Annotated in this window: 26 protein-coding genes; 12 read left to right on the forward strand and 14 right to left on the reverse strand. The window is 52.9% G+C overall.

Going from position 1 to position 25,780, the window contains the following annotated elements; genetic code table 11:
• Window positions 1-256: 256 nt before the first annotated feature.
• The gene (locus H7F11_RS01090) at window positions 257-820 is read left to right on the forward strand and encodes a Uma2 family endonuclease (protein WP_193650640.1); all 564 of its coding nucleotides are present in this window, start codon (window positions 257-259) and stop codon (window positions 818-820) included.
• 3 nt (window positions 821-823) lie between these two features.
• On the opposite strand, the gene H7F11_RS01095 is transcribed toward H7F11_RS01090, so the two are convergent.
• The 13 genes from H7F11_RS01095 to flgB are packed head-to-tail and all read right to left on the reverse strand — an operon-like array spanning window position 824 to window position 16,562.
• A complete protein-coding gene (locus tag H7F11_RS01095; protein ID WP_193650639.1) occupies window positions 824-5,527 on the reverse strand; it encodes a glycosyltransferase in 4,704 nt (1,567 codons plus the stop codon).
• Between the two features lie 28 nt (window positions 5,528-5,555).
• Window positions 5,556-6,878, reverse strand: a complete 1,323-nt coding sequence (gene flgL, locus H7F11_RS01100) for a flagellar hook-associated protein FlgL (protein ID WP_193650638.1) — start codon at window positions 6,876-6,878, stop codon at window positions 5,556-5,558.
• Between the two features lie 10 nt (window positions 6,879-6,888).
• Window positions 6,889-8,910: a flagellar hook-associated protein FlgK gene (gene flgK / locus H7F11_RS01105; protein ID WP_193650637.1), complete on the reverse strand. Its 2,022-nt coding sequence runs from the start codon at window positions 8,908-8,910 to the stop codon at window positions 6,889-6,891.
• Window positions 8,911-8,912: 2 nt separating this feature from the next.
• Complete coding sequence (locus tag H7F11_RS01110) at window positions 8,913-9,269, reverse strand: hypothetical protein (RefSeq protein WP_193650636.1); 357 nt, start codon at window positions 9,267-9,269, stop codon at window positions 8,913-8,915.
• Between the two features lie 60 nt (window positions 9,270-9,329).
• A complete protein-coding gene (flgJ, locus tag H7F11_RS01115) occupies window positions 9,330-10,292 on the reverse strand; it encodes a flagellar assembly peptidoglycan hydrolase FlgJ (RefSeq protein ID WP_193650635.1) in 963 nt (320 codons plus the stop codon).
• Window positions 10,289-11,416: a flagellar basal body P-ring protein FlgI gene (locus H7F11_RS01120; RefSeq protein WP_193650634.1), complete on the reverse strand. Its 1,128-nt coding sequence runs from the start codon at window positions 11,414-11,416 to the stop codon at window positions 10,289-10,291. The genes flgJ and H7F11_RS01120 overlap by 4 nt, the downstream gene beginning before the upstream one ends.
• A gap of 11 nt (window positions 11,417-11,427) precedes the next feature.
• Window positions 11,428-12,189, reverse strand: a complete 762-nt coding sequence (locus H7F11_RS01125) for a flagellar basal body L-ring protein FlgH (RefSeq protein ID WP_193650633.1) — start codon at window positions 12,187-12,189, stop codon at window positions 11,428-11,430.
• Window positions 12,190-12,199: 10 nt separating this feature from the next.
• A complete protein-coding gene (flgG, locus tag H7F11_RS01130; protein ID WP_075322618.1) occupies window positions 12,200-12,985 on the reverse strand; it encodes a flagellar basal-body rod protein FlgG in 786 nt (261 codons plus the stop codon).
• Between the two features lie 20 nt (window positions 12,986-13,005).
• A complete protein-coding gene (gene flgF / locus H7F11_RS01135) occupies window positions 13,006-13,746 on the reverse strand; it encodes a flagellar basal-body rod protein FlgF (RefSeq protein ID WP_193650632.1) in 741 nt (246 codons plus the stop codon).
• Window positions 13,747-13,757: 11 nt separating this feature from the next.
• A complete protein-coding gene (gene flgE, locus H7F11_RS01140) occupies window positions 13,758-15,002 on the reverse strand; it encodes a flagellar hook protein FlgE (RefSeq protein ID WP_193650631.1) in 1,245 nt (414 codons plus the stop codon).
• Window positions 15,003-15,014: 12 nt separating this feature from the next.
• Window positions 15,015-15,710, reverse strand: coding sequence for a flagellar hook assembly protein FlgD (locus tag H7F11_RS01145; RefSeq protein WP_193650630.1), 696 nt, complete (start codon window positions 15,708-15,710; stop codon window positions 15,015-15,017).
• Window positions 15,711-15,712: 2 nt separating this feature from the next.
• A complete protein-coding gene (gene flgC / locus H7F11_RS01150; RefSeq protein WP_010640019.1) occupies window positions 15,713-16,129 on the reverse strand; it encodes a flagellar basal body rod protein FlgC in 417 nt (138 codons plus the stop codon).
• Between the two features lie 19 nt (window positions 16,130-16,148).
• Window positions 16,149-16,562 (reverse strand): flagellar basal body rod protein FlgB, encoded by a 414-nt coding sequence (flgB, locus tag H7F11_RS01155; RefSeq protein WP_193650629.1) that lies wholly within the window; start codon window positions 16,560-16,562, stop codon window positions 16,149-16,151.
• A gap of 275 nt (window positions 16,563-16,837) precedes the next feature.
• Here flgB and flgA point away from each other — a divergent pair, with 275 nt between their 5' ends.
• The 5 genes from flgA (at window position 16,838) to fliW (ending at window position 19,165) form a co-directional block, all read left to right on the forward strand.
• Entirely contained in the window at window positions 16,838-17,560 is a 723-nt protein-coding gene (gene flgA, locus H7F11_RS01165) for a flagellar basal body P-ring formation chaperone FlgA (protein WP_193650628.1), read from the forward strand.
• 96 nt (window positions 17,561-17,656) lie between these two features.
• Window positions 17,657-18,001, forward strand: coding sequence for a flagellar biosynthesis anti-sigma factor FlgM (gene flgM, locus H7F11_RS01170; protein WP_193650627.1), 345 nt, complete (start codon window positions 17,657-17,659; stop codon window positions 17,999-18,001).
• 7 nt (window positions 18,002-18,008) lie between these two features.
• Window positions 18,009-18,398, forward strand: a complete 390-nt coding sequence (flgN, locus tag H7F11_RS01175) for a flagellar export chaperone FlgN (RefSeq protein WP_193650626.1) — start codon at window positions 18,009-18,011, stop codon at window positions 18,396-18,398.
• A 3-nt stretch (window positions 18,399-18,401) separates the two neighbouring features.
• Window positions 18,402-18,668, forward strand: coding sequence for a carbon storage regulator (locus tag H7F11_RS01180; RefSeq protein ID WP_193650625.1), 267 nt, complete (start codon window positions 18,402-18,404; stop codon window positions 18,666-18,668).
• Window positions 18,665-19,165 (forward strand): flagellar assembly protein FliW, encoded by a 501-nt coding sequence (gene fliW / locus H7F11_RS01185; protein ID WP_193650624.1) that lies wholly within the window; start codon window positions 18,665-18,667, stop codon window positions 19,163-19,165. The genes H7F11_RS01180 and fliW overlap by 4 nt, the downstream gene beginning before the upstream one ends.
• Here fliW and H7F11_RS01190 read toward each other — a convergent pair.
• The gene (locus tag H7F11_RS01190) at window positions 19,145-19,888 is read right to left on the reverse strand and encodes a flagellar brake protein (RefSeq protein ID WP_193650623.1); all 744 of its coding nucleotides are present in this window, start codon (window positions 19,886-19,888) and stop codon (window positions 19,145-19,147) included. The two genes, fliW and H7F11_RS01190, sit on opposite strands and share 21 nt — an antisense overlap.
• A 211-nt stretch (window positions 19,889-20,099) precedes the next feature.
• Here H7F11_RS01190 and motD point away from each other — a divergent pair, with 211 nt between their 5' ends.
• The 6 genes from motD to H7F11_RS01220 all read left to right on the forward strand — a co-directional run bounded on the left by motD (window position 20,100) and on the right by H7F11_RS01220 (window position 25,670).
• Window positions 20,100-20,945: a flagellar motor protein MotD gene (gene motD / locus H7F11_RS01195; RefSeq protein WP_193650622.1), complete on the forward strand. Its 846-nt coding sequence runs from the start codon at window positions 20,100-20,102 to the stop codon at window positions 20,943-20,945.
• A gap of 366 nt (window positions 20,946-21,311) precedes the next feature.
• Entirely contained in the window at window positions 21,312-21,728 is a 417-nt protein-coding gene (cheY, locus tag H7F11_RS01200; protein ID WP_193650621.1) for a chemotaxis response regulator CheY, read from the forward strand.
• Complete coding sequence (locus tag H7F11_RS01205; RefSeq protein ID WP_193650620.1) at window positions 21,728-22,219, forward strand: protein phosphatase CheZ; 492 nt, start codon at window positions 21,728-21,730, stop codon at window positions 22,217-22,219. Before cheY ends, H7F11_RS01205 begins: the two co-directional genes overlap by 1 nt.
• 4 nt (window positions 22,220-22,223) lie before the next feature.
• Window positions 22,224-24,323, forward strand: a complete 2,100-nt coding sequence (locus H7F11_RS01210) for a chemotaxis protein CheA (protein ID WP_193650619.1) — start codon at window positions 22,224-22,226, stop codon at window positions 24,321-24,323.
• Window positions 24,323-24,943 carry a hypothetical protein gene (locus tag H7F11_RS01215; RefSeq protein ID WP_193650618.1) on the forward strand — a complete coding sequence of 207 codons (621 nt, stop codon included), beginning with the start codon at window positions 24,323-24,325 and terminating at the stop codon, window positions 24,941-24,943. Before H7F11_RS01210 ends, H7F11_RS01215 begins: the two co-directional genes overlap by 1 nt.
• Complete coding sequence (locus H7F11_RS01220; RefSeq protein WP_193650617.1) at window positions 24,921-25,670, forward strand: MBL fold metallo-hydrolase; 750 nt, start codon at window positions 24,921-24,923, stop codon at window positions 25,668-25,670. Before H7F11_RS01215 ends, H7F11_RS01220 begins: the two co-directional genes overlap by 23 nt.
• Window positions 25,671-25,780 lie beyond the last annotated feature (110 nt).

The raw sequence follows: 25,780 nt of genomic DNA on the forward strand, positions 1-25,780 counted from the left end.
TGTTTGCAGCACCAACACTCAAGACCGGAAGCAAAATCAGTACCATATTTATTTAATACCGGAATATCAGCAGGATAAAGCTGATCAAGGCATATTTGATGGTAGTTGCGCCAAGATATGACATAAAGCCGACTCAAAAGTGGCAATATGTTGCCGCTCTTCTTTCCGGGCAAACCGGCCATTTCCAGAGCTTGAGGATCCAGCCCCTACAAGCTACATTCATCGCCAATGGCCCCCTTCATCACCGAGGTAACCCATGAGCGCCTGTACCGAGCATCGAAGCCTGAGCGAAACAGAGTACCTTGATGCCGAAGCACTGGCTGATGTTAAAAGCGAGTATCTGGCTGGCGAAGTGTTTGCCATGGCCGGTGCCAGCGAGCGACACAACCGTATTGCGGGTAATATTTTTTTTCATCTGCGCGCAGTCAGCCGTGGTCGCCCATGCCGTGCCTTCATGGCGGACATTAAGCTGCGCATCTCCACCCATCAGGCCTATTATTATCCTGATGCCATGCTGGTCTGTGATCCAGAAGACAATCATCCCTTGTACAAAAGCGCGCCCTGCTTTCTGGCCGAGGTCTTATCTCCGGCTACCGCCGCCATCGACCAGCGGGAAAAATGGCTCGCCTACCGGGATATCCACGCTTTACGGTACTATCTTCTGGTAGATTCGGAGCGGGTTTACGCCCGCCTGTTCAGTCGCGAAGGGAGCACTTGGGGCGAGCAGATTCTCGACCCCGGCGATATCCTCCAGTTGGACTGTGGAGGGTTATCCATCAGCCTATCTCTGGATGATCTTTATGAAGACAGCGGGCTTTGAGCCTCAGGGCAGCCAGGCCGCCAGCCAGTCGTCCAGATGCTCCTCCAGTAGCCAGTGGGCGCGCACATGTTCCCGCAAGCGGTCGCCCGCCGCTACCAGCGCCTGCCGATCGGCAATCTGCTCACGGATGGCCCGTACCCAGTCGCGATAGCGATTGGCGACCCGGGTGACGGGAAAATCTCCCTGATAGGGGAAAATGTCTGAACAAATCACCGGATAGCCGAGGATTCCGTATTCCAGAATCCGCAGGTGGCTTTTGGCTTCATTGAACGGATTGTTTTCCAGGGGCGCCAGAGCCAGATCCAGGTCCAGACTGGCCAATTTGCTGGGATACTGGGGTAAGGGCACGCCGGTATGGAACTCGCGGACGTACGGTCGCAGGGCATCGGGGCAGAGGCCGAAAAACACCCAGTCCACCTCGTCGGCCAGATCGCGCACCACATCAGCGATCATCTCCAGATCACCCGTGTGCCCTACACCGCCGGCCCAACCGACCCTGGGCTTGGCCTCAGCGCGTCGGCGGGGCTGCAAGGATCCCCAAATGGCGTCTTCAATACAATTGGGTTGAACGCGCACCTCATCGGCGAATCCTTTATAGGCTTTGGCGAGGGGCTCAGTCGCGACCACCAGACGGTTACACAAACCCGCTGCCTTGCGGAAACGCTTGGCGATGTCTTTGTGTATTTGGACCTTGTGCAGGCTTTTTACCGGTAGATTAGTGATAAGATCATCAATTTCGAACACCCGGAAGGTTTTCAGCAGCTTTTTGTGCCTTTCCAGGGCTTCGATTTGCGGCCATTCCATCTGCCGCTGCAACACAATACTTTCCGGAGAAAAACGTTCCATTTCTGCCGGTTCAAAAATTCGCATGGTTTCCCAGCCCTGTGCTCTCCCCGCCTTTTGCAGGGCGCGCATAGGGGAGATGATCCGGTACTCTCCACAACCCTCCCGGTCCGCCGGATGCACCAGAATGCGCGGACGCGGACACCATTCCGGATCCCAGGTCAGGGCGGCCTGATCTTCAAGCAAGAAATCCGTACTCGCCAGACTCAAATGGCGATTATAGGCGGGATCAAAAGCTAATTGTGGCAGCCATTTTTGATAAAAAGCCATTTTTTCGCCGGCAAAGCGTTTTTCTTTTTCGGGACTGGGTTTTTTCTCGACTTCACCACGCTGACTGGCGGAACCTTCATGGAGGAGCATCGCCCAAGGGGTGAACACAATTTTATGACCGGCCTCGCGTGCTTTCAGGCAGAGATCAATGTCGTTGTAGGAAACCTGAAACTGTTTTTCATCCAGCCCACCCAGCTCTTGATATAAGGATTTTTCAATCAGCAGACAGGCTCCCGTCACCGCCGATAAATTCTGGGTCAGCATGGCCCGGCCAAAATAGCCCCGATATTCGGGTGGCTGACCAATGAAGGGATGTTCTGCCGGCCCGCGCATTCCCAGAATCACGCCGGCATGCTGAATTTTGCCATCGGGAAAAAGCAGTTTTGCGCCCACAACACCCACCTCCGGACGCAAAATCTGACTGACCATTTCATCCAGCCAGTCGTCATGCAGCGCAGCCGTGTCGTTATTGAGCAAAAGGATATAACCGCCCCGCGCCTGTTCCACTGCCCGGTTATTCATGGCTGAAAAATTGAATGGACCGGGATGCCTTAGTACGCGCAAACGGCCACCCAATTGCTCTTCCTGCGCCGCAAGCATTTCCAGATAAGTGCGCGCCTCGGCATCATCGCTGTCATTATCGACAATGAGAATTTCATATTGCGCATACCTGGTTTTCTCGATCAGCGATTCCACGCAGCGCTGCAAATAGCCGAGTTGATTGCGGGTGGGAATAATGATGGAAACCAGAGGCGTGCCAGTCAGGGGATAACGCACCCGAGTGGCGGGCGGGAAAGGTCCGGGCAATACTTCCGCCGCAATATTGAGGCGCTGTAAATGCCGCTGCAAAGCAGCCTGACTGACCTGGAGGATTTCCTCAACGGACTTGTTGCAGTGCCCGCCACCCTGCAAGCGATGGTAAAGCACTTCTGGAATATGACCGATACCGGCGTCGCCGATTTTTTCCCAGGCACGCAGGACGAAATCGTAATCTTCCGCGCCATCGGCTTGCGGATCAAAACCGCCAAGCGCTTCAAAAAGTTCTTTTTTGATGACCAGCAAACCACCTATGTAGGGGAGGCTTCGCAGATAGTCGAGGTTGAAATCGGGCTTGCAGTGGGGATTGACGTGCTGACCATCGGCCGTGAGGGAATCTTCGTCGGTGTAGATGAGTTGCCATTCGGGATGATCCCGTATGACATTGGCTACCCTGAACAAAGCATCCGGGGCCAGTTGGTCGCCAGCGTCGATCAGGCCGAGCCAGTCGGTGTCCCCGACGAGCAGCTCGTGGTTAGCGCGCGCGATCAACCCGGCGGTGTCGGATCGCACCGGAACCAACAGTATCTTGCAGCCGAGCCGTTGCGCCTTCAAGGAGTCAGCAGTGTGCTGCACCCCTGACTGCACGTGCGGCAGCAAGCCTAGAGCAAAATCAGGGACCGCGTCTTCGGCATGACCCCACTTAGCGATGGTTTCATCGATCCAGGCCTTTTCTGATGGCAGCCAACGGGCTTCGGGGAGCCAAGGGACGGGCGTGGGCGACGACCCGGCCGCAGGGCCGTTATAAGACGCAGCGGCACCAGCGATTTCTCCCGACAAGAGCGCACTCCTTACCGGTTCTGACCATTGCGGAGACTGCGAATGCTCCGAAAATTGCCCACATCCACCCAGTCGCAGGCGGGTGCGCCACGCATCTGCAGGCCGGCGATCAAGTTGATTAAGCACCGCTGTGATAACCTGAGTCGGAGAGATCGCCTCCATGCAGAACGCCTGACCGAACTTACACCGAGGGTCGGTGTTTGGCGCGGGTAGATCGTGCAGACAGCCGGCGCACTCGACTGGCGAGCGTAGCGCAGTCTGTTCCGAGCCGAATGGGACACGATACTTTGGATCAGCCATTCCATAGAGGCCTACCGCCGGAGTACCGACTGCGGAAGCAACGTGAAGCAGCGCTGAGTCTGGGCCAACCAACAAGTCGGAGACTGCTATCGCAGCGGCGGTTCCACGCAGATCTAGCTGGTTAACCAGATTGAGGACGCGCGCTGCAGCGGGCGGTTGGAAATCGGCGCCAGCACCGACCGCAATCAGGCCTAAGCACGGATCGGCCAGTAACACAGCGAGCAGTGACTGCCAATGCGCCATTGGCCACGACCGGTCGGGGGTCGCGCCCATATGCACGGCTACAATGCGGTTTACCATTCCCCAGGAATCACCTGCGGCAGCCACCCTCCTCCCGATAATTTGATAATCGCGGCGATCAAGATGTAATTCAAGTGATGGATTTGGCAAGACAACACCGGCCTCATTAGCATAGGCGATCAATATGTGCTGCTTTGGCTGGCGCTCGTAAACTTCATCAAGATTAATGACCAAATCGCTCTCTCTTGGTCGGAAGCCGGATGATGTCGCCATAAGCAAGTCAACGTGTGGATTACCCGCGAATACCTCGTTGATATCGGTAGAAACTACCAAAGTGTGATCCGGCAGCTTCTCGCGTACCCCGCGCACAATAGGGGTGACTTGAAGTACATCACCACGAGCATAGCGCCTCTGCACAACAACACGAGGACGGCACGGAGCTTCGCGCGGTTCCTCCAAGAGCATCAGATAATCCTCATCTTGATCCGGGTTGATCTGCTCCAGCGGGGTGATCCGTCCCGTATCGTCCAAGGCATTTTCCTGAAACAACGGCCGCCCTTGGCGCCAGTAGCTGATCCGACCGAAATGTGGCTGCAGGAAGTCGCGAATGCGGCGGTAGTTCCACGCGCTCCAATGATGGGGGTTGAGATGAAAGCCGTGCCAGCGTTCGCAAGGCAGCGACAACAGCATGCGCCCGCCCGGTGCAAGCTTACTCATGAGTGCGATCAAAAAAGCTTCAGGATCGCCGGTATGCTCGACGGTCTCAAGCGAGAACACCCAGTCGAAGCTCGACTCCTCCAACTCCTCAAGGGGGCCAAGATGGAAGCGAGCCCGACCCGGCGGGTTGATACGACGGGCCAGACCGACGGCCAGCGAATCAAGGTCGGCGCCAAGGTAGTCAGTTACACCGGGACGGCGTTCGAGTAACCATGCCGCGCCGTAGCCGGGGCCCGTGGCAACTTCGAGGACCCGACCTTCAGTGACGAGGCTATCGACCCATCGGTAGCGGTTGAGTACCTGTGCAGTCGTCCAGTAGTTTTCCATCCCAGGGATCGAGCGACCATCAAGCATTTGCTGAACCGTACCGCCGAATGCCTCCTGGAACTCGCCGGTTACGATGACCTGTCCCTGCTGCGGATTGCCCTTCCAGTGTTTCAGCACCTCGGTCGTGATACGCGCAAGAAGGATGTCTGGCCAGTCGGCGAAGCAATCGGGCCAGGTCAACCAACTGGCCGCATCATTGATCGGCAATGCCAACGCCGGAACCAGACGGCCGGATTTCGGTAGGTGGAAGTACAGATCAACGTGCGGTTGGGCCACGCCGTCGGCCAGCAGCACGTCGAAGCGGACGGTGCAGAGGTCAATTCGCTCTTGATTGAGGTCCCGCAGCGTGGCGCGGGAAAACAGTTGCCGCTGATCAAGCTGCGAGTCAAAGCTGAAGATACGCTGGGATTTCAAGTGTCGCCCTCTTATATCACCGACTGGGTCACAGATATTGAAACAGACTCAACCCCTGCACCTGCACAAAGGCCTTCTGTGCAGCCTGCAACGCTGTCGAGCTTTCCTGAAACTGGGTAATCACCTGGGGGTAACTCACATCGGCAATATTACCCCGGTCGGTCTGGAATTGCTGGGTCAGATTAGCATTCAGCGATTGCACACTCTGGGCCTGCTGGATGTTCGAACCAATTTGCGCCTGGGTACTCAGCAGCGTGGTCTGGAACTGGTTCAAATTTGCCAGGGCATTACTAATGTTTTGTGAGCGACTCGTGTTAGCACCTGGAGAACCGGCACTACCAGTAAAGGCGGCAATCAGATCACTGAACGTCTGAAAAATGCTTTGGGGCTTTGCCGCAGCCAAAGTAAATTGGGCGGTCTGTCCCGATACCGGCTGCCCATTGGTCGAGACCGTCATAAAGGGGCTGCCGCCCAAGGTGCCGGGTATGTTAATGCTTTGTCCGGGAGTATAAGTGCCGCTGACAACGGTGCCGGCGCTGGCAGTCCATCCTGAACTGTCAACCGCACCTGTGCCACTGCTAACCGTATATGTCAGGCCGCTGGAAGTATTACTGATACTGACTTCGTATTGAGCATTATTGGCCACAAACTGGCTGTCTGCCGTCGCCTGATTCAGCACACTGCCCGGCCCTAAAGTGGTATTGCCTACATCCGTGGCTGTTGCTCCGGAAGTTGCCGGAATCAGATAATTACTGCCGGACGCCGTTACCGAAAAAGTGCCATTTCCTGCCGGGATATTCATGAAAATCGCATTACCCGCCTGAGAAACAGGCGTTGTCAGTCCCGGGCCGATTTGCATGGTTTTCTGGCTGGAATCGCCCATGTATTGAACAGTGCCATCACTCTGTAGCTGAAATGGCGGCGTCTGGGCATTGGACCCGCCATAGATATAAGTACCATTGGCATCCTGCGTATTGGCCAATTGCACCAGTTGCTGCAAATTTCCCTGCATGGTCGTTACAGCATTTTGCAGGTCATTGGAATTGACCGTGGCATTATTCATCTGCACCGCCAGTTGCTGCACCTGATTCATCAGGGTGCCGACACTTTGCAAGGTACTGGAACTCATACTGAGTCCCTGCTGAGCGTAAGTATTACTTTGTTGATAGCTACCCAGATTGGCAATTTTGGTATTGAGATTCAAAACCTGAGCATTACCCACAGGATCGTTGGTAGGGTTGATCAGCGCATTGCCGGTGGACAGTTGCTGCGAAAGATTATTCAGCGTACTTTGTTGGTTCAACAAGGAATACAGGCTGCTTTGGTAAAATTCCTGGGTGCTGACGCGCATGCTGTTCTCCTTATAGAGCCTGTATCAATGACTGAAACAAGGTACTGCCCACAGAAATGGCTTTCGCCGCCGCCTGATAGGCCTGCTGATACTGAATCAGACTGGCTGCCTCTTGATCCAGATTCACGCCGGAAACCGCTTGCTGCGAGGCTTGGGCCGACTGCAAAACCGTGAGCTGGGCCTGGGCATTATTCTGAGCCTGTGCTGCCTGATTGGTCACCTGAGTGAGTAATTGCGCGGCATTATCATTGAAGGTGGCCGTTCCATTGTTCAAAACTTTGCTGGTGGCCAGCGCTGCCATCGCCTGGGCATTGCCGTTACTCCCCGCCCCACCGGGATTCAAGGTAAACGCATCGCCGGAAGCCGCCAGGGTGCCACTGAGATTCACTTGCCAATAACCGCCTGTAGGGTTGGGGTACGGGATGTCGATGAGCGTACCGGAACCACCCAGGCTGACAGTTCCAGAACCTATCACCAAACCAGTGCCCAACCCGGAAGAAATCTGGAAGGTCGCCGAACCTCCCTGACTGGCACCACTGGTCATGGTGATCTGCAAATTAGTCGGAAATGACGATATGTCGCTAGGGGGGACTCGCACGCCGGCGGCATCGCTGACATATTGTCCGGCAGAAAGGGTCATATTACCCAGATTATTATTCTGCAGACTGCCGCTGACTAACATGCCGGGGCTACTTACAAACGGACTGGCGGCTGCGATGCCCGCAGGATCAGTCAGCACCGTCTGCATACCTACGGCACCCTGACGCGTCGGCTCTACCAGAAAGCTGTCCCCTGCTGCCGCAGTTCCGGACACCTGCAACTGGAATCCTACCCCGGAAAAATTCAGGCTCGTCGTACTCGCACCCGAAGATACAGAACCAGAAGTGCTTGCCACCGTTGCTCCCGTACTGCGGTCTTGCAAAGTCCATAAGAAACCTGAGCTTTTGGTCAAAATATAATCATTGCCGCTCAGATTTCCGACGTTGGTAATGGTGCCCAGCACCGAAGCAGCGCCACTACTGTTATGTGTATTTGCGAATACCTGCACCGCACCTGTGCTGAACAAGGCTGAACCGCTGCTACCGTTGAGATTCAAACCCTGCGCCTGCTGGGCATTCAAGGCCGAGGCAATACCATCTGCCAAAAGTCCCAAGCCATTTTCAGCAGGGTTCAACGATTGACTGCGGAATTGCAATAATCCGCCCAGGGTTCCACCAGTGAGGCTTTTGGAGATATCCGCGCCGTTGTTGGCATAACCTACATCCAGAGTTTGCTGGTTATATGGGCTACTCTGGGTCTGCAGGGCAAACGATTGACCACCCGCCACCAACACCTGTCCATTACTCAGAAAAACACTGAGCTGGGAATTCTGCTGTTTAAGAACCTGCACACCCACCTGACCATTTAATTCGGTAATCAGATGATCGCGCTGATCCAGTAAATCATTGGGTGACCCGTTGGGATTACCCTGCGCGGCAGAAATCTGGACATTCAATTGTGCAATCTGCTTGCTGATGCTGTTGATCTGGTCAACGGACTGGGTAATCTGCTGATTCACCCCGCTGCCTACGCTGGCCAACTGCTGTCCCAATGACTGAAATGTCTGGCTGAGGGTCTGTGCATTGCTGAGCATACTCTGGCGGGCGGGAATATCATCCGGGCTGGCCGCCACTTGCGCGACCCCGGAAAAAAACTGGCTGACCTGGGAGCTGACGCCGCCATTATTGAGCATACCCAGGATATTCTGGAGGGAGCTGGATAAACTGGCCTGTCCGCTTGCGCTGGCACTGGCCGTCCAGACCTGACCCTGTAAAAAGCTGCTGTAACTGCGTTGCACGGAATCGACCTGAGTACCGTTTCCGTAATAAAGGCCGCCAATAGCGGTAGGGATAGCCGTTGACTGCAAAGCACTTTGTTGACTGTATCCGGGCGTATTTACATTGGCAATATTGTCCCCAACCACCTGCAAGGCAGATTGGGCAGCTTGCAAACCGGTCAATGCATTATTCACCAGCCCACTGATTCCAGACATGATTACGCACTCCCCAATGAACGGCCCGTATATTCCCCACTACCATAAACAATTCCGGCTTGTTGACGCAGCATAACCAGAGCCTCCCCTAAACCTGAACCGGCAACCCGCAAGGCATGATCCAGGGCGCTGTAACTTTCCTGAAGTGCCAATACCGCCTCACTAAGTTCTACTGAATTCGCAACCTTTTGATTACTTGCGCGAAGCGCCAATAGACGCTTTCCCAAACGTTCGGGGGCATCAGCCTTGGGCATGGGTTGGGTCCAGTCACCACGAGCAAGCCACTGCCTTTGCTCTTCAAAGGTAGTCGTTAATTGCATAACGGTTTCCAGTTCCTGCGCCAACGATTGACCATCCATATTTCGATTATGTCTCCGCACTATTCCACTTTCAGATAACGGCACAAAAAGGCATAAGGTTTAGCCGTCTGCCTTAGCAACCGACACGCCTCCCATCACTTCTTGCATGAGCGGGCTATCAGCCACTGCCACCAGCTTGTTCGCATATTGCGGATCAGTCGCATAACCTCCTTGCTGCAAGGCTTCAGCAAATCCGGCAATATTGTTACCCTGCCCTAATGCCCCGCGATAACGGGGGTTATTCATCAACAAACTGGCGTAATTACGCACACTGTCCCCGACCGACTGGTAAGCGCGAAAAGCAGCATTTTCCACTTCATTCACGCCGTTTTCGAATTCGTGCGTCAGACTATCCACCGAACTGCCCAGCCAGGAACCGCCCCCCTTGATGCCGAAAAGATTGTTACCGGCCACATGACTCCCCCAACCGGTTTCCAGGGCGGCCTGGGCAATAATGGCCGTGGGTGCCACACCCAACTTCTGTGCCGCTGCCTGCACGGCAGGCAGTATGGATTGCACAAAGGACTTGGCTTGTTCCAGAAGACTCTGCGAAGGCTTGGCCCAGCTTGCCGAAGTCATGACCGGAGCTGATAAGGCCGCATTACGGGCGGGCATGGTCATCGCCTTGTCCCCGGCCGGTGATGCGTTCTGCTTACCCCAATGAAGGTTGTAACGCGTAGCAATTTCCTTGGCCAGGGTCTGGGCAATACCTATGCCCTGCCCCTGACTGACGGTTTGCGCAATCTGCTGGTTAAACAGAGACTTCAGCATAGGCCCGGAATTTTTTCCAGTTAAATCAGAACCGAAAGAAGTGGCCGACATGGACGAGAGCATCTCTTGCAGCAAAACGGCTTCAAACTGTTTGGCGACGGCCAGAATGGTTTTTGGATTGTGGGCTTGGGCCTCACTACGCAACTGGTTCAGTCCGGAAAAGTTGAGGGCGTCACTGGCAGTAGCTGCCGCAGCCTGTGGACCAACCTCCGCAGAGCGCGTTGTAGCTGTGAGATTGATGGCAGCACTCATATGACTTCCAGTTGCGCGTGCAAGGCACCGGCCGCTTTCATGGCCTGCAAAATGGCAATCAAGTCTGTAGGCGTTGCTCCCACCGCATTGAGAGCACGAACCACCGCTTCCAGACTGACTCCCGGTTCAAACATCAACAACTTCGCCTGGGGTTGCTGAACTTTCACATTGGCCTGCGGCGCCACCACTGTCTGCCCCGCGCCCAGGGGATTGGGCTGACTGACCAGATACTTCTGGGAAATGGTCACGGATAAATTGCCATGAGCCACTGCACAGGCACCCAGCGTGACATTTTGTCCTAACACGACCGTACCGCTGCGGGCATCAATAACCACCTTGGCCAGTGGTGTTTCGGGACTGACATCCAGGTTTTCTATTTGCGACAGAAAATTGACCCGCGCCCCGGGCGAACCGGGTGCATTGACCCGTATTTCTCCGGCGTTCAGTGCTTCTGCTACCCCATATCCCAGCTGCTGATTGATGACATTGGCAATACGTGCCGCCGTCGTAAAACTCGGATTATGCAATTCGAGCATCATCGGCCCCGCCTGATCAAAACCCGACGAAACAGACCGCTCCACATTGGCCCCGTTGGGAATGGTTCCAGCCGTAGTGATATTTACCTGTGCCGAGGAGCCGTTACTGCTGGCACCGAAACCGCTGACAATCAGGTTTCCCTGAGCTACTGCATAAGTCTGTCCATCGGCGCCCTTCAAGGGCGTCATGAGCAAGGTCCCTCCCGCCAGACTACTGGCATTACCCACAGCAGAAACGGTCACGTTGATGGTTTGTCCCGGTTGCGCAAAAGGCGGCAGGTGTGCGGTCACAATCACTGCAGCCACATCTTTGGGTTGCAGGTTGGTGGCAACAGAGGCGGGTAAATTGATCCCCAAACGCTGAAACATATTGAGCAGAGACTGGGTGGTATAAGGTACCTGCGTAGCTTGATCGCCCGTACCATTCAGCCCGACTACCAAACCATAACCGACCAGCTGGTTGCTGCGCACCCCGCCTACCGACACCAGATTGCGGATTGTTTCGGCCTGGGCGGAAAACAATCCGGTAAATGTCATCATGACCAGCATCAAGATGATTGCAGAAGATGATCGCAAGAGCTTGGGCATCTGTTTTTTCCTCAGAAAGGCCATAGCGACAGGAAAAAGCGCGCCAGCCAGGGCATTCGTGCGGCCGAGTAAATGCTGCCATTGCCGCTATATTCCACACGCGCATCGGCAATTTGCGTGGATAAAATGGTATTTTGTGGCGTCACATCAGCCGGCCGCACCACTCCCGCGACCCGGATATACTCATGCCCACCATTGAGCAGCACTTCTTTGGAACCCTCAATGACCAGATTCCCATTGCCCTGCACCCTCACTACCGTTACTTCCAGAGTGGCGGTAAAAGTATTGCTTTGGGTAGTTGCACCGGAGCCCCCAAATTTCTGGACACTGTTTGCCCCCATACTGGGGCTGAAGGCTTTACCAGCCACGCTACCAAAAGCAGGGGTGATCCCAAAAAAGTTGGTCAGCGCTGCACTCAAGGAATCTGAAGAGTTAATGGCGGTATTGGTGTTGTTGCTGGCACTGGAGTTTTCCTGAATCAACACGGTAATCAGGTCGCCCACCCGATTGGCCCGGTTATCACTGAACAAAGAAACATTGGTACCCGCCTGCCAGATGGACCCGTTGGGGGCATGGGCCGCCAGTGATTCCGGTTCTGCGGGAATGGGTAAGGGTTTGAGCGGCTTGAGATCATGATGTCCCTGCAAGGTGGCGCAAGCCGTCAAGCCCAACACCAGCATCATCAAGAAACCCAGACGCAGCAAAACCATCCAGATTTTTCCGTAGGAGAATGGAAAATGCATGAGAACTTTGCGGATGGCTTGCGCAGTCATGTTATCAGCCTCACAAATTCTGGGTGAGATACCCGAGCATGGAATCCGAAGTGGATACCGCCTTGCTGTTGATTTCGTAGGCGCGCTGCGTGGCGATCATATCCACCAATTCCGATACCACATTGACATTGGAGGATTCCAGGTAGCCCTGCTGCACAGAACCCAAACCATTGAGGGTGGGCTGTCCCGTTTGCGGCGCGCCGGAAGAACCCGTCTGCAAATAAAGGTTGTCGCCAATACTTTGCAAGCCGGTTGGATTAATAAAATTGGCGAGCTGGATGGTACCCACTTGCTGAGGTTGAGCTTGCCCCGGCAGCACTACCGACACGGTCCCATCGCTACCAATCGTAATGCTTTGGGCATTGGGTGGAATGGTTACTGGTGGCTGCAACAGATAACCGTTGGAGGTGACCAGTTGTCCCTGATTATTCATCTGAAATGTACCATCCCGGCTGTAAGCAATGGTCCCGTTGGGCTGCATGATCTGGAAAAAGCCCTGGCCATTGATCCCCACATCCAGCGCGTTACCGGTCTGAGTCAAATTGCCCTGGGTCATCAGGCGCTCCGTAGAAACCACGCGCACCCCGGTGCCAAGCTGAAGTCCTGAGGGATATTGGGTAGTCTGCGAAGACTGCGCACCCGGTTGCCGCAGATTCTGGTAGAGCAAATCCTGAAAAACCGCACGAGACTGCTTGAATCCGGTGGTGTTGACGTTCGCCAGGTTGTTGGCGATAACGTCCATTTTGGTCTGCTCACCCTCCAGGCCAGTTGCTGCTACATAAAGAGAACGCATCATGATTTATTGCTCCTCATTGTTCATGACAGAACCAGCAATTGATTGGCACTTTGCCGATCCTGGGAAATGGTCTGCATCAACTTGGTCTGCATGTCGAACTGGCGGGTATCTTCGAGCATCTGGATCATCGCATTGACCGGATTCACATTACTGCCTTCCAGCGCTCCAGGCTCAAGCACCACATTGCCATCTTCAGCTGCCGGTTTGCCGTCGCTATTCTGAAATAGTCCATCGGGATTTTTCTGCAAGCCTTTTTCAGAAGGATTCACCAGCTTGATCTGGTTGATTGTGACAATGGCATTAGGTTGACTGCCTACCGGCACCCCGGAAATCACCCCATCACTACCAATGACCAGAGACTGCATCGGCGGCAGAGAAATAGGTGAGCCATTCACACCCAGCACCGGATGCCCGGTCGCGGTCATAAGGATACCCTGGCCGTTGAGTTGCAGATTCCCATCCCGGGTGTAAGCCTCCTTACCATCAGGCCCCTGAACAGTCAGCCAGCCCTGGCCATTCACTGCCACGTCCAGAGGCCGTCCGGTATGCACTACGGGGCCAGATTGAAAATCCACACTGGGGGTTTCCGTAGCGGTGTAGGCGCGGGTCGGTAAACCTTGCCCATATACCGGCAAGGCGCTGAACTGGGCCTCATCCGCACGATATCCGGTGGTATTGGCACTAGCCAGATTGTTCGCCGTAACCGTCTGCTTTTGCAGAATGGCATTGGCGCCACTCATGGCAATGTAAAGGGTATCCATGACTTATCCTCTTACAAACTCAAGAGCGTCTGTACTACCGTATTCTGGGTTTTAATGGTCTGGGCATTGGCCTGATAAGCCTGCTGCGCCACAATCAGATTCACCAGATCCTTGGAAATATCCACATTGGACTGTTCCACCGCCCCGGCCTGTAAAACGCCCAGATTGGAACTGCCAGGACCACCAGAAAGGGGTTGTCCCGAAACATAGGTTTCTGCCCAATAATTATTTCCGAGATTTTGCAAACCATTATTATTGGGGAATCGGGTCAGGCTGATTTGTCCCATGAGCTGGGATTCACCATTGCTGTAACGCCCGAAAATATTGCCGCCGGAGTCAATGGAAAGACCGGATAATTGCCCGGCACTATAACCGTTACTGTTGTTGGTAATCACGGAATTGGGGGAATTATAATTGGTGCTGCCACTAAAACTCACATTAATGGTATTGGAAGCCGCCCCATCAGCCCAGGAAATACCGGATATAGACGTAGAAGTTGAGCCGGTTTCCTGACCAAGGTTATTAAATTGCAAGGTTCCGAGGCTACCAGAGGTGACGCCACTGGCGCCATTGGTACCCGTTACCGAGTAATCCACATCCCAGGTTTGTCCGGAGCTTGTCGCACCTGAACCGCTTTGTAATTGATAATAAGTGGTCAACAATTGCGGGGTACCGAGACTATCGTATACCGTCGTCGTGGTCGAATAATTATAGGTACTCGGATCATTCATATTAATAGTGCCGCTGATGGGCGTATTGGTTGAATCCAGGTTCAAACCCAAACTCAATCCTGAAGTAGCTTGCGGAGCAATGGCATTCTGATTGATGGTTAAGGGGCCGCTGGCACCAGTCAGTTGACCACTTTGCGCTTGGATCCCAATCAATTCGCCACCATTAGCGTCTACAATAACGCCGTTTTTATTAAGCTGAAACTGTCCATTACGGCCATAAACTGTCGAACCATTATAATTGAACTGAAAAAAACCATTGCCGTTAATGGCAACATCCAGAGGATTACTGGTTGTTTCAATATTTCCCTGAGTAAACTGTTGAGCGATGGTTTGCACGGTAGTACCAATACCTACCTGCCCATCGGTTGGCGCCGTATTCGCCATGGCGGAAGCATAGGCATCAGCAAACTCGGCATTGGAACTTTTGAACCCTACCGTATTGGCATTGGATATATTATTACCCAGAGTCTGCAAATCCGTATTAGCTGCCTGTAATCCACTTAACGCTGTATTGAATGCACCCATTTTGCAAACTCCTTAAATAATATTCTGCACAGAGCTGAACGGCACCGAGCCTTGTTGCCCCTGTAACTGCAGGGTAGGACCGGAACTTCCCAAAGTAACGCCATTCACCACGCCAAACATGTAGGGGGTAGTCGTCACCGCATTACCATTGGCATCGGCGGCCTTTACCGAAAACTGGTAATTACCCGACGGCAAAGCGCTCCCGTTGGCGCCTTCTCCATTCCAGTTAAAAGTCTGCATTCCCGAAGACTGTGCACCCTGGGGTAAAACCGCCAGCGTCTGACCGGCGCCATTCTGTACCAGCACGTCTACCGCACTGGCGGCGCTGCCCAGGTCATAAGCCCCATTGGCACTGCCGCTGCTCAAGGTCAACTGATTCCCTGAAGTGGTGACCGACTTGCCAATCAGGGAAGCTGCCTGCAAGCCTTGATTCTGATTGATTTGATCCATGAGAGAACTCAGCGAACCCTGAATGGCCTGGACGCCATTCGCCATGCTGAATTGTGCCAACTGTGAAGATAAATCCTGATTACTGAGTGGGTTCAAGGGGTCCTGATTGGTGAGCTGCGTAACCAGAAGATTGTAAAATGTACTTTCGCTGGCAAGACCACTGGCTCCGCTGCTGGCGGTACCTGAACTACTTGCCGAACTGGTCTGCAACGACTGATAAAAAGGATTGACGCTGGATGTCAGAGAATTGACGCTCATGTTCAGGCTCCAAGGCTAAGGGTTTTCTGCAGCAGGGATTTCGTGGTGTTCATCACATTCACATTGGCCTGATAAGCCCGCGAAGCCGAAATCATGTTGACCATTTCATCGACGGGATTCACATTGGGCATTTTGACGTAGCCTTCTTTATCCGCCAGCGGATTCCCCGGTTGATACACCATTTTGAATGGCCCGGGTTTACTGATGACCCCGGCCACCCGTACACCATTGACTCCGGCGGGAGCGCCAGCATTGGCAAAAGGTTGCGCGGCAAAAACCACCTCCCGGGCCCGGTAGGGTTGACCATCTGAACTGGTTGCCGAATTGGCATTGGCCATATTACTCGCGACCACGTTGAGTCGATAACTTTGGGCGGTCAGCGCCGAGCTCGCTACATCCAAAACTGAAAACAATGACATAAGTCTTACTCCTGCATATTTAAGCGGTTGTTCCCGTAATGGCCGAGGTCAAGATTTTAATTTTACCGGTCAAAAAGGTCAGATCGGCCTGGTAACGCACGCTGTTTTGCAAAAAATCTGCCTGCTCTCGATTCATGTCTACCGAATTATTATCCAGCCCTACCTGGCTGCCACGTTGATATTGCACAAAAGCAGCCATGTTCGCGTTATTGCCGGTTTCAGAAAATTGCCGGTTACTGTCAGTCGTCAATGGTAAACTGCCTTTATCACCCGCCTGAACGGCTTGCATCACCTGAGCAAACGGAATATCTACGGCCCGATAATTGGGCGTGTCGGCATTGGCGATATTGGCTGACAGCAGTTGCTGCCGGTAACCCGTAACCTTAAGCGCTGCAGCCAAAGGATCCAGAGCCTGATCTAACAATCCCGACATTCTCGTGAGCTCCTTAAAATTATTCACGATCACCTTATAGCAACATGCATGCCAAAAATTATCACGTGATTACCCCCTTCATTACGCGTGCCACACGGCAGAAAAAAGCCGCCCTGCTTCAACTCTCAGGACACGACCGGCAAAAAAATGCCGCTCAGCCAACCCTGCTGCGCGCATTCGGAAATCACTGGGCGAAATAAGCGCCTTAAAAATCTGGCGCATTATTTGCTTGGTTGGTTTACTAACACCCTAATTCCATGAGGTGCCCCGGGGTTATGAAGTTCGGTTTCTCAAACACCATAAAATCTATTGTTGCCAGCTTGCTGCTCGCGACGATATCCGCCATTGACAGCCCCTGCGCTCAGGCTGCCGTGGAAAACCCCGCAACCATTCGTGAGGTGGTTCGAAATTTTGTGCGGGCGCATTTGCCTGATCAATCAGCGGATGTACATATTCAATTGGACGGACCGGCCCCGGGCATTCATTTTCCTGCCTGCAGCAAATTGACAGTGGCTTATTTTGGTTATAGCAACCCCTACGGCAACCAAACCGTACAAGTCCACTGTCAGTCGCCCTCCCCCTGGCAGTTATATTTATCCGTACAAATCCAAGTGGATCAGAGTGTCGTCATTGCTTCTCGCCCGCTATCTGCCGGAACCATTCTGCAGAAAGGAGATCTGGCTGTAGTTCGCAGGGATACCAGCGGCTTAGGGGGCAACACCTTAAGTTCGCCCCATGGAGCCATTGGAAAAGTCCTGCGATTTGGAACACTCGCCGGACAACCCATAACTACGACCATGCTGAATGCCCCTGATGTAGTCCACGCAGGTGAGCAGGTAACCCTTTATGCTGAAGGCAATGGAATTCGCATTGCCACCATTGCCGACGCCATTGAAAACGGTCGCCCCGGACAAAGCATCATGGTCAGAAACCTGCAGTCCGGTCGCGTAATCCGGGGAACAGTAACCGCACAGGGGCATGTTGTGGTAGCCTTTTAGGCTAAGAGGTGCAGTTCATTGACTGTTTCGCTTTAGTTTTTACGCTGGTGTGACGTAATAGTGACTATGGCAGCAGATACGTTAGGAGATAAGCGCATGAATCCCATCAATCCATATTCTGGATCGCTTGCAGGAAAACCGACAGCAGACATCCGGAGTAACACCGATAAAGCGGTTAGTGGGTCCACAGCAGACTCCGGCAAATCTTCCGGACAAACTCTTGCCGCGAGCTCTGTTGCACAGGATCATCTCACGCTTTCACCGCAGGCGCGGCAATTGATGGCTGCTCAGGATACGAATACTGGTCATACTGATCAGCTCGCGCAGATCAAAGCCGCCATATCCAATGGAACCTATCAGATTTCTCCACTCAAAATTGGCCAGGGCCTGACTCAGGATAATCAGCAGTTCATGCCTGCAAGCACTAACAAGTCAGCCTGAGCCGATCATGGATATCAACGATTCGGCTGATTCTCAGGAAAGCGTGCTGCTCGCACAATTACAGGCCTTACTGGATGACGAGACTGAGTGCCTGAAATCAGGTCAGATGGAAGAACTCCAACAGATTGCCACTGAAAAAATGCGCTGTTTTGCTGACATTCAGAGCCGCATGACACCAGCAAGACAGTGTTCAAAAAATTCATCCGCTGATGCGCATTTACGCAATTTATTAAACGAAATCATGCGTAAAAACCAGCTAAATGGTCAAATTATCAGCGCATTGGAACGCTTTAACCAGGGAGCCTGGGAAATTTTTTTTGGTGCACAGCCCTCAACCTACTCAGACCTGGGTACTGCAAAATCAACTGCTGAGCGCCATTTGATCGGGAGTGCCTGAATCGTGCTGGTTCTTACCAGACGACGCGGTCAGGCCATATGTATTGGTGACAATATTCGTATTGTCGTCACCCGTATTGAGGACGGGCAGGTACGCTTGGGCATAGAAAGCAGTGACAATGTCACTATTTTACGTGAAGAATTACTGGAAACCGTCAAACAGGCCAACCAGTCCGCTCTGAGCTCAGCCCCGGAAGCATTGGATCACTGGCTGAATCAACAGCTCAAAGCAGTTGATGAAGCTGGCAACACAAAGGATAAAGCCGGATGAAAACCTATGATACCCGGTTCGGCCCATTTTCTATTGCCGACGAGGAAATATGGCACTGTATTGCGCCCATGCCAGGCTTTACCAACTTGCAACGCTTTGCTTTACTGCATCTTCCCAGTCAAGGACCATTTGTCTGGTTACAGTCACTGGATGAAGCGCTGATCACTTTTTTACTGGTTGCTCCCAAGCACTTTAATTTACATTATTCCCAAGCTCCGTATTTTGCCAAAACGTCAGGAGTACCCATGCTAATGGTAATACTTCCCCAAACGGAAAACGGCATGCTCCAAAGCAACTCACTGGCCCCGCTCTATTTTCTCCCCGAAACCAGACAGTTCGGACAATGGATTGTGGAACGTCACGAAATGCCCCCTGAATCATTAAGTGCTTCACATCTACCACCGGCTGAACTTCAAGCTCAGATTATTGTTCCCATTCAGAAAATGAATATCCAAAAAACTGAAGGAGATCAATCCCTAGCGACTGGCGCGGCGTAGGCATTCACGATCGTAACGTAGCGTATACTGAATGATTTTATCCTCCAGCGCAGCAGGCAAATGGATAAACGCCAGACCTAAGTGCTGAACCGCGCCTTGGGTGTGAATTCCTGGCCCCAGATGACAGACCTTAGCCTCTACTGAACAGGCTTGCCCCTGAAACTTAAACTGAACCCGAGCCAGGAGTTCACCCTGAGTCACCGGATAGTCCTGTGGCGCTGTGATGGCGACACGCATACCACCGGCACCAATATCCACACATTCGCTCTCTACGGCCATTGCCCCATAACGTTTTAATAGTACAGAAGTTTTATTGGACGAATCGACCGCTGCACGCAATGTACTCCGTCTTTGCCATTGAAAAACCATTTCGGGTCGCTGGATACGAATGGCCGCAAAACGCTGCCAGATAAGTTGCTCTACAACCACCGTCTGAAAACCAAGGGGCAATGCATCGTCAGTCCACAGCAGCAGATCTTCACCGGCGAGCGCATAGGCATTAGCCGCTTCCGGCGTCAGAGCATCCAGAATCAGGCTCTCATTAAGCACATCATCGTACAGCAAAGCGGCGTGCCCCATGAAAGTGCCGGGTTGCCCTACCAGGACCTGCATATTTTGCTGGTTTTTCACCAGGGACTGGAGTGCGCGTTCGCACGCTGTTTTTAACGTCAAACGATTGGCATCTACAAACAATTTACCCAACCGGGTTTCACCATTGATCATGACCGCTTCCTTCTCACATCCATCTATATGTCAAAAATTTGACAAAACCAATAAGGTTGACCCTGTATTGACGACCTTTCAGCAGAATTCATGCCGTTTCACAGCCAGCCCGATCAGGCATAAATCTCGCTTATTTTTCGAGTGGGCACTGCAAACGTGAAAAATCGACTAGTTAATGGTTCAGCGTATGGAGAACACAGGAGATTAGGGGATGGCACGCAAAAAAAAAGCAGAAGAAGAATGGGAAAATCACGAACGATGGCTGGTCTCTTACGCCGACTTCATTACCCTGCTTTTCGCATTTTTTGTGGTCATGTATGCCATTTCTTCAGTAAACGAAGGAAAATACAAGGTATTATCAGAAACCATGGTATCCGCCTTCAGTGGTCAACCCTGGTCACCCGTCCCGATAAGATCGGATACCAACAGCCTTACCCAAACCCCGGTAGTCCTGCCGGCATTACCGAAAGTGGCCACCCTGGACCCGGTTCCCCATATCCAGCAAGGTCAGGTATCACCCCGAGCACATGAACCCAAACCCCCGGCAAACCCGGAAATGCAAAAAATTGAATCACAAATGAAAGCCTTACTTAAGCCATTGATTGATCAGGGTAGCGTTGCCATCCACCGCAGCAATTTGGGGGTTGTCATTGACTTGAATGCCAAGATTCTCTTTCCATCGGCGCAGACACAGATCAGCGGTAATGCGCGCGACACCTTAGGCAATATCGCCAAAGTTCTGGCGCTGGTACCTTATCAAATCCAGGTGAACGGCTTCACCAACGACCTGCCCATCCGTACTCCGCAATTTGCCTCCAACTGGGCACTATCTGCAGCGCGGGCCGTATCCGTCGTCGAACTGTTTATTGAGCATGGGGTCAACCCGCATCATCTGGTCGCTGCCGGATATGGCAAATACCATCCTGTTGCATCCAATAATACCGCAAAGGGTCTGGTCATGAATCGTCGTGTAAGCATCGTGGTAGTTGCCCCGCAAAACCCCAGCGAGGCAGGAACAGACCCGATCATGGCTGGCAACATCAGTCAGCGCGGCTGATTGCCTATGTAAGCATTCTTTAAACTGAAAACGGCAGTTGCCGTGGGAGCTTTGCAGCGACTTTTGTTCCGCGCCGTTGTTGTTCTTGGCGAAATCCAGCGCCCGTCAGGAGAGCTGTCTGAGCCCGCAGGGCGAGTTCTCTCCTGACAGCAAGATGAACCTCAGAACAACAGGCAAGGAACAATGGAGCAAAAAGCACCCACGGCAACTGCCATTTTTAGATTTAATCAAGCGGCTTCAGTTTTCCCGGAGATGTGCCGTATTGAAGAGCAGAACATCTGCACTACTCCATCCAGACAGGTGGAACAGGAATTGCTTTTCCAACTACAACGGGTGGGGTGCGACTCAAGGAGGAGATCAGCATTTATGGGTATTGATCAGGTCGATAAGGGCATCCACATTTTAGTGGTGGATGACTTCTCTACGATGCGGCGAATTGTACGCAATTTGTTACGCGAACTCGGTTTCAGTAATTTTGATGAAGCCGAGGATGGCGTTCAGGCATTACAAAAATTGCACGGCAGACCCTTTGATTTCGTCGTTTCCGACTGGAACATGCCCAATATGCAGGGAATTGATCTGCTGCGCGCCATCCGCTCAGACCCGCAACTCAAACATATTCCGGTACTCATGGTCACCGCTGAGGCCAAACGCGAAAACATCCTGGAAGCGGCCCAGGCTGGAGTCAACGGCTACATCGTCAAGCCTTTTACTGCCGACACCCTGAAAGAAAAGCTGGATAGCGTGTTCAAGCGTCTTCAGGCGGCTCAGGGAGGCCAGTGATGACCACACAAAATCTACTGGATCCCAATCGTCTGCTCAGTGAAGCGGAGTTACTGCTGCGTGAAGGCCTGAAGCGGATCGCCAATAGCGCCGAAGAAAATTTGTCCGGTGCACAAAATCCTCTGGAAGAAGCCCTGCGCTTAACCGAAGAGCAGACCATGGCCACTCTCGCCGCTGTCGAAAGAGCGCAGGATGCGGTAATCACCATTCGTAATGCGCACAATAGCTATATTGATGAGCCCTTGAAGCATATTGAAAGCGCCTTGCTCGTGATTCTGGCCAGCCAACAGGGGCAGGATCTTGCCGGTCAACGCTTGAAAAAAGCCATCACACTGCTTCGGGCTGTTGAAGAACGTATACGCCTTACCTTGGCTGAAGTAGGTATGGAATCAGCCAACAATATCGCAGAGGAAAACACCGCAACCGCCAAGGCCAATCCCAGCATTAATCAGGATGAAGTGGATAGCTTGCTGGCAGAGCTGGGGATCTAAAAACATGGACATGGAAATTCTGCAGGATTACTTGCCGGAAGCTCGGGAACTCCTCGAAAAAGCTCAGGACGACACCCTGCGTCTGGAATCCGATCCGAACAATGATGAAGTGCTCGCCTCCGTATTCCGGGCTTTTCATACACTCAAAGGGGGAGCCGGTTTTCTCGAAGCCGAGCATCTCGTCAGTTGGACCCATCATCTGGAAGACCTGCTGGACAAACTTCGCTCACACAGCTTGATCGTTAGCGGACCCATGATCGATGCTATCCTGCGCGGTCTTGATGTGATTGATGACATGCTGCAACAACTTGCCAGCGGAGAAAATCCCAGTCCAGGACCAGAACAACTAGGCCAGACCATTCAGAATCTGGCGTTAGGCAAAGGACCCATGGAAAGCGCAGCGCCTCCTTGCAGCCGCCCACCTGCAGAATCCATGTTGTTGGTCAGCCAGCGACCAACAGCTACCGGTGAATCGGGACTGTTCCTGGAACACTCTGAATCAGCACCTCACCCGGAATCACAGAGCAATCCATCCGGCCCACACAGCGAAATGGCAGCCGACGAAATTACCGGCGCAGAGTTTGAGGCCACTCTCGACGCCCTGTATGGTAACAAGGCTCCGGGGATGTGCGATGGACCGGATTCCGGCAACCAGAACAGTGGCCAAATTTCGCCAGAAGAGTTTGAGCAGGTACTGGATCAACTCTACGGCCAGCAAGCTCCAGGTTATGTCCAGCCAGCGCTTGGCTCAGCCGTTTGTGCAAGTTCGTTAGAATCAGAACAAGTCACTGCTGAGCTTGTTCTGCCAACAAAATCGGTCCGTACAGAAACTGTCCAACCCCGGGAAGCTTCAGGCAAGGCAACACCACCTGCGCGCAGTAGCGCCACCGCACAGGAAGCAGCCGAAACCACCCTACGCGTTGATGCCGCCCGACTGGACGCCGTAATGAATCAGGTGGGTGAACTGGTTTTGCTCCGTAACCGACTGAGCTCTGCCATCGGCAGCCTGGGCGAAGAAAATGAAGACATGCTGCGCATCGCCCGAGAGGTCGACCTCACCGTCAACGACATTCAAAGCACCGTCATGCGTTTGCGCATGCAACCCTGCAAGCGTCTGTTTCAGCAGTTGCCCAGAGTAGTCCGGGATGCTTCCCGGCAACTCGGCAAAGAAGTTGCGCTCGAAATTGTGGGCGAAGACGTGGAAATCGACAAAGCAGTGGTCGATGCGCTGTCTGGTCCAATGACCCATTTGCTCCGCAACAGTCTCGACCATGGCGTTGAGTTACCCGCAGATCGCCAGGCCGCAGGGAAGGCGCGCAGTGCCAAAATCAGTGTTGCTGCTGTCCATTTGGGCGATAAGGTTCGCATTGAAGTCTCCGATGACGGGCGCGGCATTGATAGTCAGTTTGTCACCCGGAAAGCGGTAGATAAGGGGGTCATCACTGCTGAGCAGGCGGCTCGCCTCTCGGAACAGGAAGCGGTTGAACTGATTTTCCGCCCCGGATTTTCTACCAATGATCAGGTTACCGATATCTCCGGACGTGGTGTCGGCATGGATGTGGTCAAGGAAACCGTTCGCAAGCTGCGCGGGCGCCTGGACATTCAGACTAAACCAGGTTTAGGTACGAGTATTTCCATGGAGTTTCCTTTGACCATGGCGGTATTACCCGTGCTTTACCTCCGTTTGCGGCGGGAAATCTACGCTCTGCCGGTATCCAGTATTGACAGTCTGGTGGACATACAGGAAAGCCGGATTCATCGCATGAGTGGTCGCAGTGTCTATCGGGTAGACGGTACTGAAGTCATCCCCATGGTAGATCTCGGCAGGCTTCTTCATGATCGCCCCCTCCATTTGGGATCAGAACCTATAGAGGGAATATTGACAGAGCGTGGCTTGATTATGGTTTCTGAAGTGCTCGGGAACGAGGACTCTGTGGTCAAACCCATTGATTTCCTGACTGAACAGAACTGGTATCAGGGCGCTACCATTTCCGGAAAGGGAGATGTGGTGCTGATTCTTGATGCCGGCACACTGGCTAACCATGTGATTGATCATGGCGATGATTCGACCATCATGGATATTTTCTGCAAAGGAGCCGCCTGATGGATATTCAGCACATCATGGGGGTCGTCGATGCGTCCTTTGCGGCAAGGCAAAGTATCGAAAAGGCATTGCGTGATATTGATCGGCGCGCACTCAATGCCATGGTTCTGGTTAAACGTCATGGTAATGCCCTGGCTGGTTATGGTGTAGTAGCCCAGGCCTTCCGGGAAAGAGCGGCCATTTTAAAGACATCAGCCTCCCATCTTCAGGAAAGTATCGCGCCACTCATTGAAGCTTATATGCGTATTTTGCAGCATCAGCGCTTTGTTCAATCATTCCAGGAAATGCTCAGTGACAGCCCGCTGCATGGCAAGGCTTGTCCCAACCTGATCAGCACCCAGTCCAAATGGCAAACAACCATCCATGAAGAGGAAGCCACCGCCAGAAAAATTCTGGTCCAGTTACTGGAAGCCGTACAAACGCTTCAGGAAGGCGTTGAAGAACAGGAATACATCGTCACCAACGGCCGAATCGAAGCGGCCCTTGCAGAAAGTACCGGAGCCCCGCTGATGCGGGTTTCCCGGGATATGGGCGAAGCCGTCCGCACCGTCGCGCAGGCGATTCGTAGCTATCGCCATCAACTGGAGAGTCTGGAACATGAAAGCAGCACCCGTCTTTGAAGCAGGCAGCCATCGCTGGTGGATCATTTATGATCAGGACGAACATCGGGTTATTGATTCCAATGTTTACGTCATGGAGTCGAAGGGACAAAGCATCATCCTTGATCCGGGAGGATTTGAGATTTTCCCCCAGGTATTTGCAGCCATGGTGGAGGTCATTCCGCCTTCCAGCCTGAAAGCAGCCTTTGTTTCACATCAGGACCCCGATATTGCTTCCAGCTTGCCGCTTTGGCATGCCTGTAACGATAAAATGGAATGGTACGTTCCCAAGCTATGGGAAGGTTTTATTCGTCATTATGGTGCGCTCAATGCACCGCTGCAAAACATTTCAGATGAAGGCGGGGAGGTGATGATTGGAGGGCGGCGGCTGGAATTTATACCGGCTCACTACCTGCATTCTTCAGCCAATTTTCATGTTTATGACCCAGAAGCTAAAATCCTGTTTTCCGGTGATGTGGGTGCCGCATTATTACCCCCCGGCCATGACGCCTGGGTAGATCGACGCGATAACACCGGTCGCGCTTTTGAAGAACATATCAAAAAAGCCAAATATTTTCATGAACGCTGGATGCCTTCCAATGCCGCCAAGAAAAACTGGATAGAGCGGGTGAGTCAATTGGATATACAACATCTCTGCCCTCAGCATGGGGCTATTTATAGTGGTGACAACGTTAAGCGTTTTCTGGACTGGTTCGACAAAATCAATGTTGGCACGGCCATCATCTAATAATCAGCGGAGGAAAAAATTATGGATAGAATAGCACTCGAAGAATATGCGAAATCACTTTTGGATCCCTTACCTAGCCTGGAAATGCTCTGTGAAGCGGATGAGGCCAT

The organism is Acidithiobacillus sp. HP-2 (genome assembly GCF_015100155.1).
In the GTDB taxonomy this organism is placed as follows: Bacteria; Pseudomonadota; Gammaproteobacteria; order Acidithiobacillales; family Acidithiobacillaceae; genus Acidithiobacillus.

What these genes read in the sequence shown, in the direction of transcription:
- H7F11_RS01090 (WP_193650640.1), top strand. Translation starts at nt 257, where the DNA reads ATGAGCGCCTGTACCGAGCATCGAAGCCTGAGCGAAACAGAGTACCTT.
- flgL (WP_193650638.1), bottom strand. Translation starts at nt 6,878, where the DNA reads ATGCGCGTCAGCACCCAGGAATTTTACCAAAGCAGCCTGTATTCCTTG.
- flgK (WP_193650637.1), bottom strand. Translation starts at nt 8,910, where the DNA reads ATGTCTGGAATCAGTGGGCTGGTGAATAATGCATTGACCGGTTTGCAA.
- H7F11_RS01110 (WP_193650636.1), bottom strand. Translation starts at nt 9,269, where the DNA reads ATGGATGGTCAATCGTTGGCGCAGGAACTGGAAACCGTTATGCAATTA.
- flgJ (WP_193650635.1), bottom strand. Translation starts at nt 10,292, where the DNA reads ATGAGTGCTGCCATCAATCTCACAGCTACAACGCGCTCTGCGGAGGTT.
- H7F11_RS01120 (WP_193650634.1), bottom strand. Translation starts at nt 11,416, where the DNA reads ATGCCCAAGCTCTTGCGATCATCTTCTGCAATCATCTTGATGCTGGTC.
- H7F11_RS01125 (WP_193650633.1), bottom strand. Translation starts at nt 12,189, where the DNA reads ATGACTGCGCAAGCCATCCGCAAAGTTCTCATGCATTTTCCATTCTCC.
- flgG (WP_075322618.1), bottom strand. Translation starts at nt 12,985, where the DNA reads ATGATGCGTTCTCTTTATGTAGCAGCAACTGGCCTGGAGGGTGAGCAG.
- flgF (WP_193650632.1), bottom strand. Translation starts at nt 13,746, where the DNA reads ATGGATACCCTTTACATTGCCATGAGTGGCGCCAATGCCATTCTGCAA.
- flgE (WP_193650631.1), bottom strand. Translation starts at nt 15,002, where the DNA reads ATGGGTGCATTCAATACAGCGTTAAGTGGATTACAGGCAGCTAATACG.
- H7F11_RS01145 (WP_193650630.1), bottom strand. Translation starts at nt 15,710, where the DNA reads ATGAGCGTCAATTCTCTGACATCCAGCGTCAATCCTTTTTATCAGTCG.
- flgC (WP_010640019.1), bottom strand. Translation starts at nt 16,129, where the DNA reads ATGTCATTGTTTTCAGTTTTGGATGTAGCGAGCTCGGCGCTGACCGCC.
- flgB (WP_193650629.1), bottom strand. Translation starts at nt 16,562, where the DNA reads ATGTCGGGATTGTTAGATCAGGCTCTGGATCCTTTGGCTGCAGCGCTT.
- flgA (WP_193650628.1), top strand. Translation starts at nt 16,838, where the DNA reads ATGAAGTTCGGTTTCTCAAACACCATAAAATCTATTGTTGCCAGCTTG.
- flgM (WP_193650627.1), top strand. Translation starts at nt 17,657, where the DNA reads ATGAATCCCATCAATCCATATTCTGGATCGCTTGCAGGAAAACCGACA.
- flgN (WP_193650626.1), top strand. Translation starts at nt 18,009, where the DNA reads ATGGATATCAACGATTCGGCTGATTCTCAGGAAAGCGTGCTGCTCGCA.
- fliW (WP_193650624.1), top strand. Translation starts at nt 18,665, where the DNA reads ATGAAAACCTATGATACCCGGTTCGGCCCATTTTCTATTGCCGACGAG.
- H7F11_RS01190 (WP_193650623.1), bottom strand. Translation starts at nt 19,888, where the DNA reads ATGATCAATGGTGAAACCCGGTTGGGTAAATTGTTTGTAGATGCCAAT.
- motD (WP_193650622.1), top strand. Translation starts at nt 20,100, where the DNA reads ATGGCACGCAAAAAAAAAGCAGAAGAAGAATGGGAAAATCACGAACGA.
- cheY (WP_193650621.1), top strand. Translation starts at nt 21,312, where the DNA reads ATGGGTATTGATCAGGTCGATAAGGGCATCCACATTTTAGTGGTGGAT.
- H7F11_RS01205 (WP_193650620.1), top strand. Translation starts at nt 21,728, where the DNA reads ATGACCACACAAAATCTACTGGATCCCAATCGTCTGCTCAGTGAAGCG.
- H7F11_RS01210 (WP_193650619.1), top strand. Translation starts at nt 22,224, where the DNA reads ATGGACATGGAAATTCTGCAGGATTACTTGCCGGAAGCTCGGGAACTC.
- H7F11_RS01215 (WP_193650618.1), top strand. Translation starts at nt 24,323, where the DNA reads ATGGATATTCAGCACATCATGGGGGTCGTCGATGCGTCCTTTGCGGCA.
- H7F11_RS01220 (WP_193650617.1), top strand. Translation starts at nt 24,921, where the DNA reads ATGAAAGCAGCACCCGTCTTTGAAGCAGGCAGCCATCGCTGGTGGATC.